Origin of the sequence: Kitasatospora sp. NPDC004723, from assembly GCF_040609255.1 — a bacterium.
Lineage (GTDB): Bacteria > Actinomycetota > Actinomycetes > Streptomycetales > Streptomycetaceae > Kitasatospora.
In genome coordinates, this window is the sequence record NZ_JBEXJT010000007.1 from 141,844 (window position 1) to 156,568 (window position 14,725).

Sequence of the window (14,725 nt, forward strand, 5' to 3'; positions counted from 1 at the left end):
AAGTGGCGCGCTTCCGTCCTGCCCCACCGGATACCGGAGCCCCCATTGACCGAGCGCGCCCCGCGGCGATCCCGCCTGCGCCGATCCGCCCTGTCCGCCGCTGCCGCCGTCACCCTCGCGGCCGCCTTCCTCGCCCCCGCCGCCTCCGCGGCCCCGGCCACCCCGGCCGTACCGGCGGCCGTGGCCACCTCGGCTGCCCCGTCGGCGGTCGCCGCCGTCCCCGACATCCCGGTCGCCAACGTCAAGGCGCACCTGGCCCAGCTCCAGTCGATAGCCACCGCCAACGGCGGCAACCGGGCCCACGGCCGCACCGGCTACAAGGCCTCGATCGACTACGTGAAGGGCAAGCTGGACGCGGCCGGCTACACCACCGCCCTCCAGACCTTCAGCTACAACGGCTCGACCGGCTACAACCTCATCGCCGACTGGCCCGGCGGCGACACCTCGCACGTCGTTATGGCCGGCGCCCACCTCGACTCCGTCACCGGCGGACCGGGCATCAACGACAACGGCTCGGGCTCGGCCGGCATCCTGGAGACCGCGCTCGCGGTCTCGCGGGCCGGCCTCCAGCCCACCAAGCATGTGCGGTTCGGCTGGTGGGGCGCCGAGGAGTACGGCATGGTCGGCTCCAAGAACTACGTCAACAGCCTTGCCGCCACCGAGCGTTCGAAGATCGAGACCTACCTCAACTTCGACATGATCGGCTCCCCCAACCCCGGCTACTTCACCTACCGCTACGACAGCGCGCTCGACGCCCTGTTCCGCGACTACTTCGCCGGCCTCGGCATCAGCACCGAGCAGGACTTCGAGGGCGACGGCCGCTCCGACCACGCCCCGTTCCAGAACGCCGGCATCCGCGTCGGCGGCCTGTTCAGCGGCGCCGACTACACCAAGACCAGCGCCCAGGCCGCCAAGTGGGGCGGAACGGCGGGCCAGCCGTTCGACCGCTGCTACCACGCCTCCTGCGACACCAGCGCCAACATCAACGACACCGCGCTGGACCGGATGAGCGACGCCATCGCCTACGCCGTCTGGACCCTCGCCGCCGGCAGCACCACCCCGCCCACCGGCACCGTCTTCGAGAACACCGCCGACGTCCAGATCCCCGACTACGGCGCCGCCGTGACCTCCGACATCGCCGTCACCGGCCGCACCGGCAACGCCCCGGCCGCACTCCAGGTCGGCGTGGACATCAAGCACACCTGGCGCGGCGACCTCGTCATCGACCTGGTCGCCCCGAACGGCACCAGCTTCCGCCTCAAGGCCGCCAGCGGCAGCGACTCCGGGGCGAACGTGCAGACCACGTACACCGTGAACGCCTCCGCCGTTCCGGCCAACGGGACCTGGAAGCTCAAGGTCCAGGACACCGGACCCCAGGACACCGGCTACATCGACAGCTGGAAGCTCACGTTCTGACGCTCCGCCAGTGATATGCCCGGGGGTGCCGGTCCGCGGACCGGCACCCCGCGGGACCGGCTACGGAGCCATCTCGTACGCACCCGAGAGCGCCTCGACCATGCCCCACACCTTCGCCGCCCGCGCGCCGTCCGCGACCGGGCGGCGCACGTGCGCCAGCGCCCACGCCGCCTGGGCCTCGGTGGCCGATGCCTTGCCGTGCAACTCGGTGGCGTGCGCGGAGAAGTCCCGCACCAGCGCGTCGAAGACCTGGTCCAGCAGGTCCGCGTCCAGCCCGGTGAGCGCCGCCTGCTCCAGCACCAGCTGCCCGTAGACGATCAGCGCGAACAGCTGGCCGATCTCCAGCAGGAAGTCGAGGTCCGCCTGCTGCTCCGTGCTCGGCGCGTGGCTGAGCAGCAACTCGCAGAAACCGTCGGCCTGTTCGCGGAAGCGGGCGACGTTCGGCAGGTGACCGTGCGCGTCGTAGGCGGCGCGCCAGTCGTGGAAGCGGATCGCGCCGAGGCCGCGGGCCGGTCCCTGTCGGAACAGGAACGCGTCGTCGGCGGCGTCCTGCCGGGTCGGCACCGGGGCGTACTCGGCCGGGTCGAACAGGTAGTTGGCCATGAACTTGAGGATCAGCGCCAGGTTGACGTGGACGGTTCCCTCCAGCTTCGGCAGGCCGCGGATGTCCTTGGCGGCCTTGTCGAAGTAGGTGTCCGCCTCGAAGCCCTTGGCCGCGATCACGTCCCACATCAGGTCGATGACCTTCTCGCCCTCGGTGGTGACCTTCATCTTGGTCATCGGGTTGAAGAGCAGGTAGCGGCGGTCCTCGGGGGAGGCGGTGCGGAAGTAGTCCACCGAGCGGGCGGCGAACAGCTTCATCGCCACCAGGCGCGCGTAGGCGTCGGTCAACTCGCGGCGCACGTGCGGGAAGTCGGTGACCCGCTTGCCGTACAGCACCCGGTTGTGGGCGTGCGTCACGGCCTCGTACATCGCGTGCTCGCAGATGCCGACGGACGCGGTGCACAGGTTGAACTTGCCGACGTTGACGGTGTTCAGGGCGGCGTCGAAGGCGGCCTTGCCGGTGTGCAGCACGTCCTCGGCCCGGACCGGGTAGTCCTCCAGCCGGAACTCGCTCACGTACATCTGGGCGTTCACCACGTTCTTCACCAGGTGGTACGCCTCGTGGCGGCTGTCGGCGGCGAAGAAGACGTAGCCCTCCGGCCCCTCGACGTCCGCGCGGCGGCCGAACACCGAGACCAGGCCGGCGACATTGCCGTTGCCGATGTAGTACTTGGAGCCGGTGGCGGTGAAGCCGCCCTCGCCGTCCGGGGTGAGGATCATGTCGGTGGAGTAGATGTCGGCGCCGTGGCCGCGCTCGGAGAGGCCGAACGCCATGACGTGACCCTCCGTCAGGAGGCGGGCCGCGCGCGCCCGGACGGCCTCGTTCTCGCTCTGCCACACCGGGCCCAGGCCCAGGATGGTGACCTGCCAGGTGTACCAGTAGCCGAGGCCGTAGAAGCCGAGGATCTCGTTCAGCTCGGCGATCCGGGCGGTGTCCCAGCGCTTGGCCGGGTCGGCGGCGGAGGGCGTCAGGAACTCGGCGAACAGGCCTTCCTTCGCGGCGAATTCGAGGAAGTCGGCGTACCAGGCGCGGTCGACGTAGGTGTCGATCAGCGCCTTCTTGCCGCGCGATTCGAACCAGTCCACGGTCGCGCGCAGCAGTCGGCGGGTCGGCTCGTCGAACTGCGCGGGGTCGTAGCTGCGCGGGTTGAAGAGCATCGCGGGCTCCCGGGGGGGGTCGAGGGGGGTGGGGTGAGGGTGGGGGCGGGGTGAAGAACGGGGGCGGGGCGGGAGCGGGGAGGTCAGTGGCCGGCGCCGGGCGCGTCGCGGCCGTCGGCCAGTTCGCGCAGGGTGGCGAGCACGTCGTCGAGCCAGGCGAGCGTCATCCGCTCGTACTCGATGCCGCCGCGCAGCACCACGTGCTGGAGCCGCTCCCCGGCGTCGAGCGCCCCCGGGGTCGCGGCGGCCGGGAAGTCGCGCTGCTCACCGTGCAGATAGCGGGCGAGCAGGGCGGCGTGGCCCTCCCGGTGGCGCTCGACCTCGGGGATCAGCGCGGCCGGGTCGTCGAAGGCCGCCGCCCGGATCCGGACGGCCAGCTCGTGGCGGACGGTCTCGGGTTCGACGGGCTCGCGCAGCCAGGCGGCGAGCGCGTCGCGGCCGGGCGGGGCTGCCGAGTAGACCTTCTTGTCCGGTCGGCCGTCCTGGGCGACCTCCTCGGCGCGGACCCAGCCGTCCGCCTCCATGCGCCGCAGCACCCGGTAGATCTGCTGGTGGGTGGCGCTCCAGAAGCGGCCGATGGACCGGTCGAAGCGCCGGGCCAGTTCGTAGCCGGAACCGGGCCGTTCCAGCAGCGAGACGAGGATCGCGTGCTCCAGTGCCATGACCGGCATCCTTCTATGCAACGAGTTGCATAGGCAAGGACGACCCTCCGCGGTGAGACGGAGGTCACCCGCTCCGCCGCCCGACCCGAGGGTGGGCGAGGCAGGGTAGTCGTCGGGGTGAAATGGTGCAAAACGGTCTAACGGCGCCAGAATGGTAGCTGGGCTAGAGCCCTCCATGTTCGAAACCTAGGAGGTGGTATCGGTGTCGACCCAAGCGCCGATGGGCATGGAGCACCATCCGGACATCGTCGAACTCCGGGAGCAGTACGAGCGGGTCACCCTGACCCCGCGGGCCCAGGCCGTCGAGGCCCTGGCCGTTCTGGCCGGTCTGTTCCTGGCGGCCTCGCCGTGGATCGTCGGCTTCACCGCGTTCAACACGCTGGCCGTCACCTGCCTGATCGTCGGCATCGCCTACAGCGTGCTGATGGCCGGCTACGGCTCGGCGTACGAGCGCACGCACGCACGGGCCTGGGCGGCCACCCTGCTCGGCGTGTGGACGATCATCTCCCCGTGGGCCGTCTCGGGCGCGGCGGACCGGGGCCGGAACATCGTCAGCTGCCTGATCGTGGGCGCCGTCATGTTCCTGCTGGGACTCGCCGCCATCTCGATGGCCACCATGACGTCGAACGGAGCAGCGATGCGGCGCGGCCGGGCCGGCCGGGCCAGGGGCTGACGGTCACCGGAAGCCCGACACCCGGGGCGCGGAGGGCGGCATCGCCCGCTCCGCGCCCCGGGCGCGCGTCGGGGGCGCCGGAGCGGGCCGACAGGGGCCGAAACGGGCCGGCGCCGATGAACGGCGGCGCCGGCGACGGCTACGGCCGGGTCATCCGCAGCACGTCCAGCGCCTCGTCCAGCTGCTCGACGCTCAGCCGCCCCTGTTCGACGTACCCGCGCTCCAGCACCACCTGGCGGATCGTCTTGCGCTCGGCCAGCGCCTGCTTCGCGACCTTGGCCGCCTCCTCGTAGCCGATGTACCGGTTCAGCGGCGTCACCACGGACGGCGAGGACTCCGCGTACTCCCGGGCCCGATCGGCGTTGGCCGTGGCGCCGTCCACCGCGCGGTCGGCCAGCAGCCGGGCGCTGTTGGCGAGCAGCCGGACCGACTCCAGGACGTTGCGGGCGATCACCGGCAGCATCACATTGAGCTCGAAGTTGCCACTCGCCCCGGCCACCGTGACGGTGGCGTCGTTGCCGATCACCTGCGCCGCGACCATCAGCACCACCTCGGGCAGCACCGGGTTCACCTTGCCCGGCATGATCGAGGAGCCGGGCTGGAGGTCCGGCAGGTTCAGCTCGCCGAGGCCGGTGCGCGGGCCCGAGCCCATCCATCGCAGGTCGTTCGCGATCTTGGTGAACCCGACGGCGACGGTGCGCAGCTGGCCGCTCAGCTCGACCAGGCCGTCCCGCGCGCCCTGTGCCTCGAAGTGGTTGCGGGCCTCGGTCAGCGGCAGCCCGGTGGCACGCGCGACCTCCTCGATCACCGCCGCCGCGAACCCGGGCGGGGTGTTGATGCCGGTGCCCACCGCGGTGCCGCCGAGCGGCAGTTCGGCGACCCGGGGGAGGGTGGCGAGCAGCCGCTCCCGCCCGTGCCGGACCTGCGCCGCGTAGCCGCCGAACTCCTGGCCCAGGGTGACCGGCGTGGCGTCCATCAGGTGGGTGCGGCCCGCCTTGACGACGTCCGCGAACTCCGCCGCCTTGCGCTCCAGCGCCTCCGCGAGGTGCTCCAGCGCCGGGACCAGCTCGTGGCTGACGGCGGCGGTGGCGGCGATGTGGATCGAGGACGGGAAGACGTCGTTGGACGACTGGCTGGCGTTGACGTGGTCGTTCGGATGGACCGGACGGCCGAGGCGCTCGCCGGCCAGGGTGGCGATCACCTCGTTGGTGTTCATGTTCGACGAGGTGCCCGAGCCGGTCTGGAAGACGTCCACCGGGAACTCGGCGTCCCAGCGGCCCGCCGCCACCTCCTCGGCGGCGGAGACGATCGCGGCGGCGGTCTCCTCGTCCAGCACACCGAGCCGGGCGTTGACCCGCGCGGCGGCGGCCTTGATCCGGGCCAGCGCGGCGATGTGCGCCCGCTCCAGGCGCTGGCCGGACACCGGGAAGTTCTCCACGGCCCGCTGCGTCTGCGCCTGCCACTTCGCCCCGGCGGGCACCTTGACCTCGCCCATCGAGTCGTGCTCGATCCGGTAGCCGCCGGGCATCTGCTCGTCACCCATCGTGCGCTGCACCTCCTGAACGGTCCCTGCGGGACCGGGCCCCCTTCGGGTCGCGGGCCCCGGTCCGCCGGGTTCGGTTTCCGCACACCACAGCCGCGCGCGGGCCCCGGGTATTTCCGCGCCCCGGCGCTCACACGTCCCCGCGCCCCGGCGCTCCCGTCTGCGCACGAGCCCGCAGGTGGCGCCGGGCGCCCGGGACTACCCCAGCACGGCCGTCACGACCTCGCCCGGTGCCGTGCCCGCCTTGACGACCTCGGTGCCGTCCGGCGCCCAGACACCCGAGCCGCCCGAGCTCGCCGCGAACTCTCCGCTCGGCCCCGCGGCGGTGGCCAGCACCACCCAGACGCCGTTGTCCGCCGCGCGTGCCGGGTACCGGGCCTCCTTGGTGGCCAGTGCCTCGGCGCTCGCCCCGTACAGCGTCGAGGCGACGTAGGCGTCGGCGCCGAGCGCGGCCAGCTGCCTCGCGTGGCCGGGGTCGGCGGCGTCCGCGCAGATCGCCAGGCCCAGCCGCCAGCCGTCCAGCTCCAGGACGGAGGGCCGGTCGGCGGCGGCGAAGCGCTCGCCCTCGCGCCCGTAGAGGTTCGTCTTGCGGCAGACCACCAAGGCGCCCGCGCCGGTGACGGCGATCGTGGCGATGTACTCGCGGCCGTCCTCCGAGGCGACCGGCGCGCCGACCAGGGCCGTGGCGCCGGTTTCGGCGCAGGCCGCGACCAGTGGCGCGAGGCGCTCGTCGGACGGGTCGAGGGCGGGCGCGGCCAGGTCGTAGCCGGTGAGCGAGAACTCCGGGAACACCACCAGGCGCGCCGTGCCGGCCGCGCGCACGGCGGCGGCGTGCCGCTCGACGTTGGCCGCGACGGTGTCGGGCAGCCCCGACGGGTGGCAGGCGGGCTGGGCGGCGGCGACGGTCAGGGGAGCGGGCGCGGGCACGGTGGGGCCTCCGGTGACTGATCGGGGACGGCGATCACGATCAACCTATGAGCGCACCGCGAAATCCGGCAAGGTTCATTCCTTCGAGTGAACATTTTCGGCAATGCCCTCGCCGACCGGCTCCCGAAGCTCCGACCGAGGTCGCCGCGGAGGTTGCCGCGAAGGTCGCTGCCACCGACACCGCAGCCGACACCGCCGCAGGCGCCGACGGTGCGGCGGGCAGGTCAGACGTGCTCCATCACGATCACCGCGAGGGTGCCCGGCGCCAGGGCCCGGAACACGTGCGGGGCGTCACCGGGGTAGCTGACGTAGTCGCCCGGGCCCAGTTCGACGGGTGCCTGCGTCGGCCCGGCCAGTGCCCGGCCGGCGCCCAGCAGCACATGCTCGACGGTGCCCGGCATGTGCGGGTCGGAGGCCCGGGTCTCGCCCGGCTCGGCGTCGATCCGGTAGATGTCGCGCCGGGCTCCCGGCGGGCAGGAGGCGAGCAGGGTCGCGGCGTAGTCGGCCCGCTCCGAATGGGTGACCGGACCCTCGCCGGCCCGCACCACCCGGACCACCGGTCGCGGCGGGTCGACCAGCCGGCTGAACGGCACGTCCAGGGCGACGCCGAGCGCCCAGAGCGTCTCGACGCTCGGGTTGCCGGCGCCCGATTCCAGTTGCGAGAGCGTCGACTTGGCGATCCCCGCGCGGCGGGCCAGCTCGGCCATCGACAGCCCGGCGCGCTCGCGCTCGCGCCGGATCGAGGCCGCGATCAGCTCGATCAGCTCGCTCCCGGCGGGGCCGCCGCCGCTGTTTCCACTCATCCGCGTTCGCTCCACACGTTCAGACGTTCGCCTTGACGAACGACCCCGGTTGCGTTCACTCTACTGGACATGCGTTCGCTCCTCCGAACCCTCGAACGTGCCACCCTCCGGGACATCGCCCTGGTCTGCGTCGCGGACGCCCTGGTCGGTGCCTCCTTCGGGGCGATCTCCGTCTCCGGAGGCCTCCCGCTCTGGGTGCCCGTCGCGATGTCCGTGCTGGTCTTCGCCGGGGGCTCGCAGTTCGCCGCCGTCGGCATCGTGCTCTCCGGCGGTGGCGTACTCGCCGCCGTCGTCACCGGCCTCGTCCTCAACGCCCGCCTGCTGCCCTTCGGGTTCACCGTCGCCGACGCCCTGGACGGCCCCCGGTGGCGCAGGCTGCTCGGCGCCCAGCTGCTGACCGACGAGTCCGCCGCGTTCACCCTGCTGGAGTCCGACCCGCGACGGCGCCGGGCGGCGTACTGGGTCTGCGGCCTCGCGCTGTTCGTCATCTGGAACGTCTCCGTCGTGATCGGCGGGGTGGCCGGCGGACTGCTCGGCGACACCGACGCCCTGGGCCTGGACGCCGCCTTCCCCGCCGTGCTGCTCGCCCTGGTCCTGCCCGCGCTCGGCGACCGCCGCACCCGCACCGCCGCCCTGGTCGGCGCGGTCGTCGCCGTGGTCGCCACGCCGTACGTCCCGGCGGGCCTGCCGGTCCTGCTGGCGCTGGCCGGACTGCTGTTCGCCGGCCGCCCGGCCGCCCCGGTCGCACCGCAGGCACCGGAGGCACCGGAAGCGGCAGCCGGCACCGCGTCGCGGGCCGTGCCGCTCACCAAGGAGGTCCGCTGATGCCCCTGACCGCCATCCTGCTGCTGGCCGCCGGCACCTACGCCTTCCGGCTCGCCGGTCCCCTGCTCGGCGACCGGCTCACCGTCTCCGAGCGCCTGCGCCACCTGCTCGCCGTCGCCGCCGCCGTGCTGCTGGTCGCCCTGGTGGCCACCGGTGCGTTCACCCAGGACCACGGCTTCGCCGGGTGGGCCAGGCCGGCCGGCGTGCTGGTCGCCGGTGTCCTCGCCCTGCGGCGCGCGCCGTTCCCGCTGGTGGTTGTCGCGGCTGCCGCGACCACGGCGGTGCTCCGCCTCTGCGGTGTCTCCTGACGGCCCGCAGGGGCGTCCGTCGGGTCGTCGGGCGGGCCGTCCGGTCGGCCGCCCGTCCGGTCGGTCGGACGGACGGTACTGCTGGTCAGCCGACGTCGTCCCCGGCCGCCGCCGCGAGCCGCTCCTGCTGCACCTCGGGTCGCTCGCTGTCCCACAGCAGCTCCCACACCTTGAAGACGCAGTGGTAGTCCCGCATCGTCCCCTGGGTGACCAACAGGTAGTCGTCGCCGTCCCGCAACAGCCGGCGCCTACGGGCGTTGAACGGGTGCTGGGGGGTGTACGTCGGAACGATCCGCCGCAGCTCGGCGAGCGCGTCCTCCCGGTCGCCCTCGACCTCGGCGAGCACCTTGGGGCCCCAGATCCGCCCCTCCCCGATGCCCTCGGTCTCCTGCACGACCACCGCCCAACGCCCCACGGTCCACCCCTCACGGCTCGTCGCCCGCCCGTACGCGGAGGCGTCATCCTAGCGACGCGGCCGTCCGGGCCCCGCCTGCCGGCCGGCCGTCGGCACCCTGCAGAGGCTTGTAGAAGATGGTCGTCGCGCACGGCACCCCCGCCGGATCGGTTGCGAAGTCCGGCACCGTGCCGACCCTGCTCCAGCCCGCCGCCGCGTACATCCGCTCGGCGGGGCTGCCGGTCTCGGTGTCCAGCACCAGCGTCCGCAGCCCGCGCTCGACGGCCGCCGCCTCCAGTGCCGCGAGCAGCCGGCCGGCCAGCCCTTGCCCCCGGTCCGCCCGGTGCACCATCAGCTTGGCGACGTCCGCCCGGTGCCGGCCGTTGGCCGTGGCCGCCGGGCGCAGCTGCACCGTCCCGGCGATCCGGCCGCGCCCCGCGCCGTCCGCCTTCCCCGGCTCGTCCGTCCCGTCGGTGGCCACGGACGCGTCCGCCTCGGCGACCCAGAGCAGCAGCCGCCCTTCGGCCACGTCCGGAGCCAGTGCCCGCCACCAGCCGGCCGCCGCGGCGCGGTCCAGCGGGGCGAGGAAGCCGACCGAGGCGCCGCCGTCGACGGTGTCCGCCAGCAACCCGCCCAACTGCTCCGCCGAGCCGTGCAACTCCTCCGCCGTCAGCAGCCGGATTGTGTACATGCTCACTCCTTCGTCCGCGGCCGGTCCGGGAGCGGCCCGGTGCGCGATACTCGCCGGTACCCGGCGCCGCGCCGGGTCTCCGGGCCCCGCCGTCCGCACCCGGTCGTCCGCACCCGGTCGTCCGCACCCGGTCGTCCACCCCGCCGAGAGTACAAGGAGCCCCCGTGGCGAAGCCGTCCAGGATCGACCCCGCCGACCTGCTCGCCGTCGGTGACCTGCTCACCGACGAGGAGCGCCTCGTCCGCGACACCGTGCGCAGGTTCGCCGACGACCGGATCCGCCCGTTCATCGGCGACTGGTTCGAGCGCGGCGTCTTCCCCGCCCGCGAACTCGCCCCCGAACTCGGCGCCCTCGGCGTGCTCGGCATGCACCTCGACGGCTACGGCTGCACCGGCTCCAGCGCCGTCGCGTACGGCGTGGCCTGCATGGAACTGGAGGCCGCCGACTCCGGTCTGCGCAGCTTCGTCTCCGTCCAGGGCTCGCTGGCCATGCGCTCCATCCACGCCTTCGGCTCCGAGGAGCAGAAACAGCGCTGGCTGCCCGGCCTCGCCGCCGGCGAGCTGATCGGCTGCTTCGCCCTCACCGAACCGGACTTCGGCTCCGACCCCGCCAACATGCGCACCCGGGCCCACCGCAAGGGCACCGGCGAGGGCGCGGACTGGGTGCTCTCCGGCTCCAAGATGTGGATCACCAACGGCGGCATCTCCGACGTCGCGGTCGTCTGGGCGCAGACCGAGGACGGCGTACGCGGCTTCCTGGTCGAACCCGGCACGCCCGGCTTCACCACCACCGACGTGTCCGGCAAGCTGTCCCTGCGCGCCTCGGTGACCAGCGCCCTCGCCTTCGACGACGTGGTCCTGCCCGCCGACGCCGTCCTGCCCGGCGTCACCGGCCTGCGCGGACCGCTCTCCTCCCTCAACGAGGCCCGCTATGGGATTCTCTGGGGCACCGTCGGCGCCGCCCGCGACTGCTACACCTCCGCCCTCGACTACGCCAGGAGCCGCGTCCAGTTCGACCGTCCGATCGCCGGGTTCCAGCTCACCCAGCAGAAGCTCGTCGAGATGATGCTGGAGGTCGAGAAGGCGTACCTGGTCGCGCTGCGGATCGGCCGCCTCAAGGACGAGGGTGCGGCCCGGGCGGCGCACATCAGCTTCGGCAAGCTCAACAACGTGCGGGCCGCCCTGGAGATCGCCCGCAGCGCCCGCACCGTGCTCGGCGCCAACGGCATCACCACCGCCTACCCGGTCCTGCGGCACGCCAACAACCTGGAGTCGGTGCTCACCTACGAGGGCACCAGCGAGATCCACACCCTCGTCCTCGGCGAAGCCATCACCGGTGAGTCCGCCTACCGCTGACCGTCTACCGCCTACCGCCTACCGATGACCGCTGACTGCGGGCGGAGGGCCGCGGGGCGCTGATCGCGGACCCGTCCCGGCACGAAAACCGGTACCGGCCCGGGGCCGTTCATGGCTAACGTCCTGCCCATGAACGGCCCGACGACCCCGCCCACCAGCACCACCAGCACCACCACCGCGACGACCACGCTCTGGCGCCCGGCCGGCCCTCAGGAGCTGGCCCTGGTCGAGGCGGCGGACTGGCGCGCCTGGCCGCCGCGCCTGCCCGATCAGCCGATCTTCTACCCGGTGCTGAACGAGGACTACGCGATCCGCATCGCGCGCGACTGGAACGTGCCCGCCTCCGGCGTCGGCTACGTCACCCGCTTCGAGGTCGACACCGCCTTCCTCGCCCGCTACCCCGTCCGCCAGGCCGGCGGCCGCACCATCCTCGAACTCTGGGTCCCCGCCGAGGAACTGCCCGAGTTCAACCGCCACCTGGTCGGACGCATCGAGGTGGTCCACGAGTTCCGGCCCCGGTCGTGACGGGGCCAGGCGCGACGGCACCGGTCCTCCTGACCTCGGCCCAGGCCACCAGCACGACCGCGCTGCTCACCGCGGCCGCCGCCGCCCGTGGGCTGGCCACCGCCGTCCTGCCCGGTCCCGGCACCGGCCTCGACAACGACACCGTCGAGCGGCTGGCCGGCCGGCCCGTCCACTGGTACGGCGGACCGTTCGCCGCCGCCCGGATCGCCGACCGTCTCGATCTCGCCCTGCTCGAACCGGCCGACGACTGGCTCGCCGCCCTGCCCGAGGAGTTCACCGGCCGCCGGATCGAACTGACCACGCTCGCCGAGGCCTGGACACTGCGCCGCCCGGCCTTCGTCAAACCGCCCGCCGACAAGTCGCTGCCGCCCGCCGTCTACGCCGACGGAGGCCGCCTGCCGCGCACCGGCGAGCGGATCGGCCCCGACACGCCCGTCCTGGTCAGCGACCCGGTGACGTTCGGCGCGGAGTACCGGCTCTTCGTCCTCGACGGCACCGTGCGCACCGGCAGCCGCTACGCCCGCTTCGGCCGGCTCGACCCCGGCCCGCTCACCGGGCAGGCCGTCGCGTTCGCCCGACGGCTGCTCGCCGCCGTCGGGCCGAGCCTGCCCAGCGCCGTCGCCCTCGACATCGGGACGCTGCTCGATCCCTACGACCCGGCCGAGCGGTGGGCCGTGGTCGAGGCCAACCTGCCGTGGTTCGCCCACTGCTACGCCGCCGACCCGGCGAGCGTCCTGGACGTGGTGCTCCGCGCGGCGGGCCCGGCCGACGCGGTGCGGGCCGCCGACCGGCGCTTCGTGCGCCGCGCCGACCGACACCCCTGAGCCCCGAACCCGCGAGCCCGAACCCGCGATCTCCGCACCCGTGAGCTCCGCCGCCGGCCGTCCGCCGGGCCGGGGCCATGCGGACCGGGGGATTCCGGACGCCGCCCGTCCACCCGGCCGTCCCCTGCAGGACACCCGGCGGTCCGGCGGGGAGTGAAGCATGGCGCGGTCGCCGACACCCGCCCCGCCGCGGGTGCGGTCGGCGCCCGCACCGTGAAAGGAACCGCCCCCTCATGTCCACACCGCCGCTGCCGCGCCCCCGGGTCCTCGTCGTCGGGATCGACGGCGTCCGGTACGACCTGCTGGAGCAGGTGCCGATGCCGAGGCTCGCGGAGATCGCCGACGCCGGATTCCTCGCGCCCGTGACGGTGGCGGACACCACGCCCACCATGTCCGGCCCGTGCTGGGCCACCATCGTCACCGGCGTCGAGCCCGCCAAGCACGGCGTGTGGGGCAACCACCTGGGCGGCAACCGGCTCGACGTCTTCCCCGACTTCACCACCCGGCTGGCCCGTGGCGACCACCGCAGCACCTTCGTCGCCGCCGGCTGGGATCCGCTGGTCATCGGCGCGTCCGGCGGTCCGCTGTTCCGCGCCCCCGGCCGGCTCTGCTACATCGCCCCCGCCGAGGACACCCCCGAGGCGTGGGAGGCCGTCGACGAGGAGGTCACCCGGGAGGCCGTCGACGTGCTGCGCGACGCCGACCCCGAAGCCTCCTTCGTCTACCTCGGCGCCGTCGACGAGACCGCCCACTTCCTCGGCTGCGGCGAGGAGTACCGCGCCGCGATGCGGGCCGCCGACGAGCGCCTCGGCCGGCTGCTGGACGCGCTGCGCGCCCGGCCCGGATACGCCGAGGAGGCCTGGACGGTCATCGTCGTCACCGACCACGGCCACGTCGACGCCGGCGGCCACGGCGGGCGCACGCCCGAGGAGCGCACCGCCTGGGTCGCCTGCGCCGGCCCCGGCGTCCCGGCCGCCCCGCCCGTCGGCGAGATCCGCCACCCCGACGTCGCCGCCCAGGTGTACGCCGCACTCGGCCGCCCGATCGACCCGCACTGGACCCTGGACGGCCGGCCCTTCCCGCTCGCCGTCCCCGTGGCGGCGTCCTGATCGCTGGTGAGGCCTGCCGGCGTTCGCTGCGGCCGGGTCCGGCAGTATTCGGCAACCGGGTGGCCGACGCACCCGCCGGCACCCGGGCGGGTGCGGCCGGGCTGCGCCGCCGGCCGCGGGGGGCCAGGCTCGACCGGGGGAAACCCCGAGACCGGCCGGGCGCGCGTACGCCTCAAGGTGGAGGAGCTACCCCCCAAGGACGGCGGAAGGTCGCGACCTTCCGGTGACGATCCGGCACCCCGGCGGGCACCAGGATGGAAGACGACCGGAAGGCGGGTCCGGGAGCCGGTGAGGCGAATGCCGGACGGCGCAGCGGCACGGCACCACAGCAGTACAGCAGCACCACGAGGGAGAGGACGGGCCGGCATGAACGGCATCGCGGGCAAGATCGCACTCGGAGTGGCGGGCATCGGCATGGCCGTCGCCGTCGCGGCCGTGGCGGTCGGGCCGAGGGTGGCCGAGTGGTACGACGGCCGGCACCAGGAGCAGTCCAGCTACAGCAGCGGCAGCGCGGCCAAGGCCGACCGGCACGCCGTACCGGGCTGGCTGCCCGACAACGCCTCGTCCGTCCGCTACCTGATGTCCACCACCGGCGACGACCGCCTGCTGACCGCCACCCTCCCGGAGGGGCGGCTGCCCGTCGGCTGCCGCACGGCCGAACCCGGCAAGGGCGGCCACCCGGCGCCGGCCTCGCTCAGGGCCGGCTGGTTCCCGGAGGGGATCACGGCCAAGGCCACCGGCTCCTGTGGCCACTACACCGTCGCCCTGACCGGTAACCAGCTCTTCGCCTGGCAGGACGGTGCCGCCGTCCAGGCCGCCCTGCGGGCCGAACGGCTCGCGCGCTGAGACGCCGTCACCGGGGTCGGGCCGCTGCGCCGGGCGGCGGCAGGGCGGCCGACCCCCGACTGT

Annotated in this window: 16 protein-coding genes; 9 read left to right on the forward strand and 7 right to left on the reverse strand. The window is 73.9% G+C overall.

The genetic code is table 11. The features are described 5' to 3' along the window. Window positions 1-45 precede the first annotated feature (45 nt). Window positions 46-1,416 carry a M28 family metallopeptidase gene (locus ABZW10_RS11535; protein WP_355362871.1) on the forward strand — a complete coding sequence of 457 codons (1,371 nt, stop codon included), beginning with the start codon at window positions 46-48 and terminating at the stop codon, window positions 1,414-1,416. A gap of 60 nt (window positions 1,417-1,476) precedes the next feature. Here ABZW10_RS11535 and ABZW10_RS11540 read toward each other — a convergent pair whose 3' ends face one another. Together ABZW10_RS11540 and ABZW10_RS11545 are read right to left on the reverse strand one after the other, a co-directional pair. Next, entirely contained in the window at window positions 1,477-3,177 is a 1,701-nt protein-coding gene (locus ABZW10_RS11540; RefSeq protein WP_355362873.1) for an acyl-CoA dehydrogenase family protein, read from the reverse strand. A gap of 83 nt (window positions 3,178-3,260) precedes the next feature. Next, complete coding sequence (locus ABZW10_RS11545) at window positions 3,261-3,839, reverse strand: PadR family transcriptional regulator (RefSeq protein WP_355362875.1); 579 nt, start codon at window positions 3,837-3,839, stop codon at window positions 3,261-3,263. A gap of 202 nt (window positions 3,840-4,041) precedes the next feature. On the opposite strand from ABZW10_RS11545, the gene ABZW10_RS11550 reads away from it, so the two are divergent. Further along, a complete protein-coding gene (locus ABZW10_RS11550; RefSeq protein ID WP_355362877.1) occupies window positions 4,042-4,512 on the forward strand; it encodes an SPW repeat protein in 471 nt (156 codons plus the stop codon). Between the two features lie 139 nt (window positions 4,513-4,651). Here ABZW10_RS11550 and ABZW10_RS11555 read toward each other — a convergent pair whose 3' ends face one another. The 3 genes from ABZW10_RS11555 to ABZW10_RS11565 all read right to left on the reverse strand — a co-directional run bounded on the left by ABZW10_RS11555 (window position 4,652) and on the right by ABZW10_RS11565 (window position 7,785). Further along, on the reverse strand, window positions 4,652-6,040 hold the full coding sequence (locus ABZW10_RS11555; RefSeq protein ID WP_355362999.1) for a class II fumarate hydratase: 1,389 nt from the start codon (window positions 6,038-6,040) through the stop codon (window positions 4,652-4,654). 213 nt (window positions 6,041-6,253) lie between these two features. Continuing rightward, window positions 6,254-6,982: a carbon-nitrogen hydrolase family protein gene (locus ABZW10_RS11560; protein ID WP_355362879.1), complete on the reverse strand. Its 729-nt coding sequence runs from the start codon at window positions 6,980-6,982 to the stop codon at window positions 6,254-6,256. Between the two features lie 224 nt (window positions 6,983-7,206). Further along, on the reverse strand, window positions 7,207-7,785 hold the full coding sequence (locus ABZW10_RS11565) for an XRE family transcriptional regulator (RefSeq protein ID WP_355362881.1): 579 nt from the start codon (window positions 7,783-7,785) through the stop codon (window positions 7,207-7,209). Window positions 7,786-7,854: 69 nt separating this feature from the next. Between ABZW10_RS11565 and ABZW10_RS11570 the strand changes: the two genes are divergently transcribed. Next, window positions 7,855-8,610, forward strand: coding sequence for an AzlC family ABC transporter permease (locus ABZW10_RS11570; RefSeq protein ID WP_355362883.1), 756 nt, complete (start codon window positions 7,855-7,857; stop codon window positions 8,608-8,610). After that, window positions 8,610-8,918 (forward strand): AzlD domain-containing protein, encoded by a 309-nt coding sequence (locus ABZW10_RS11575; RefSeq protein WP_355362885.1) that lies wholly within the window; start codon window positions 8,610-8,612, stop codon window positions 8,916-8,918. The genes ABZW10_RS11570 and ABZW10_RS11575 overlap by 1 nt, the downstream gene beginning before the upstream one ends. 85 nt (window positions 8,919-9,003) lie before the next feature. Here ABZW10_RS11575 and ABZW10_RS11580 read toward each other — a convergent pair whose 3' ends face one another. Continuing rightward, window positions 9,004-9,333: a hypothetical protein gene (locus tag ABZW10_RS11580; protein WP_355362887.1), complete on the reverse strand. Its 330-nt coding sequence runs from the start codon at window positions 9,331-9,333 to the stop codon at window positions 9,004-9,006. A gap of 43 nt (window positions 9,334-9,376) precedes the next feature. Next, window positions 9,377-10,003 carry a GNAT family N-acetyltransferase gene (locus ABZW10_RS11585; RefSeq protein ID WP_355362889.1) on the reverse strand — a complete coding sequence of 209 codons (627 nt, stop codon included), beginning with the start codon at window positions 10,001-10,003 and terminating at the stop codon, window positions 9,377-9,379. 164 nt (window positions 10,004-10,167) lie between these two features. On the opposite strand from ABZW10_RS11585, the gene ABZW10_RS11590 reads away from it, so the two are divergent. From ABZW10_RS11590 to ABZW10_RS11610, 5 genes are all read left to right on the forward strand, one after another. Continuing rightward, entirely contained in the window at window positions 10,168-11,358 is a 1,191-nt protein-coding gene (locus ABZW10_RS11590) for an acyl-CoA dehydrogenase family protein (protein ID WP_355362891.1), read from the forward strand. Between the two features lie 129 nt (window positions 11,359-11,487). Continuing rightward, complete coding sequence (locus ABZW10_RS11595) at window positions 11,488-11,883, forward strand: ADP-ribosylation/crystallin J1 (RefSeq protein ID WP_355362893.1); 396 nt, start codon at window positions 11,488-11,490, stop codon at window positions 11,881-11,883. Continuing rightward, window positions 11,880-12,707: an ATP-grasp domain-containing protein gene (locus tag ABZW10_RS11600; protein ID WP_355362895.1), complete on the forward strand. Its 828-nt coding sequence runs from the start codon at window positions 11,880-11,882 to the stop codon at window positions 12,705-12,707. Before ABZW10_RS11595 ends, ABZW10_RS11600 begins: the two co-directional genes overlap by 4 nt. A 233-nt stretch (window positions 12,708-12,940) precedes the next feature. Then, window positions 12,941-13,816 carry an alkaline phosphatase family protein gene (locus tag ABZW10_RS11605; RefSeq protein WP_355362897.1) on the forward strand — a complete coding sequence of 292 codons (876 nt, stop codon included), beginning with the start codon at window positions 12,941-12,943 and terminating at the stop codon, window positions 13,814-13,816. A 366-nt stretch (window positions 13,817-14,182) separates the two neighbouring features. Continuing rightward, window positions 14,183-14,662 (forward strand): hypothetical protein, encoded by a 480-nt coding sequence (locus ABZW10_RS11610; RefSeq protein ID WP_355362899.1) that lies wholly within the window; start codon window positions 14,183-14,185, stop codon window positions 14,660-14,662. The last annotated feature ends 63 nt before the right edge of the window (window positions 14,663-14,725 follow it).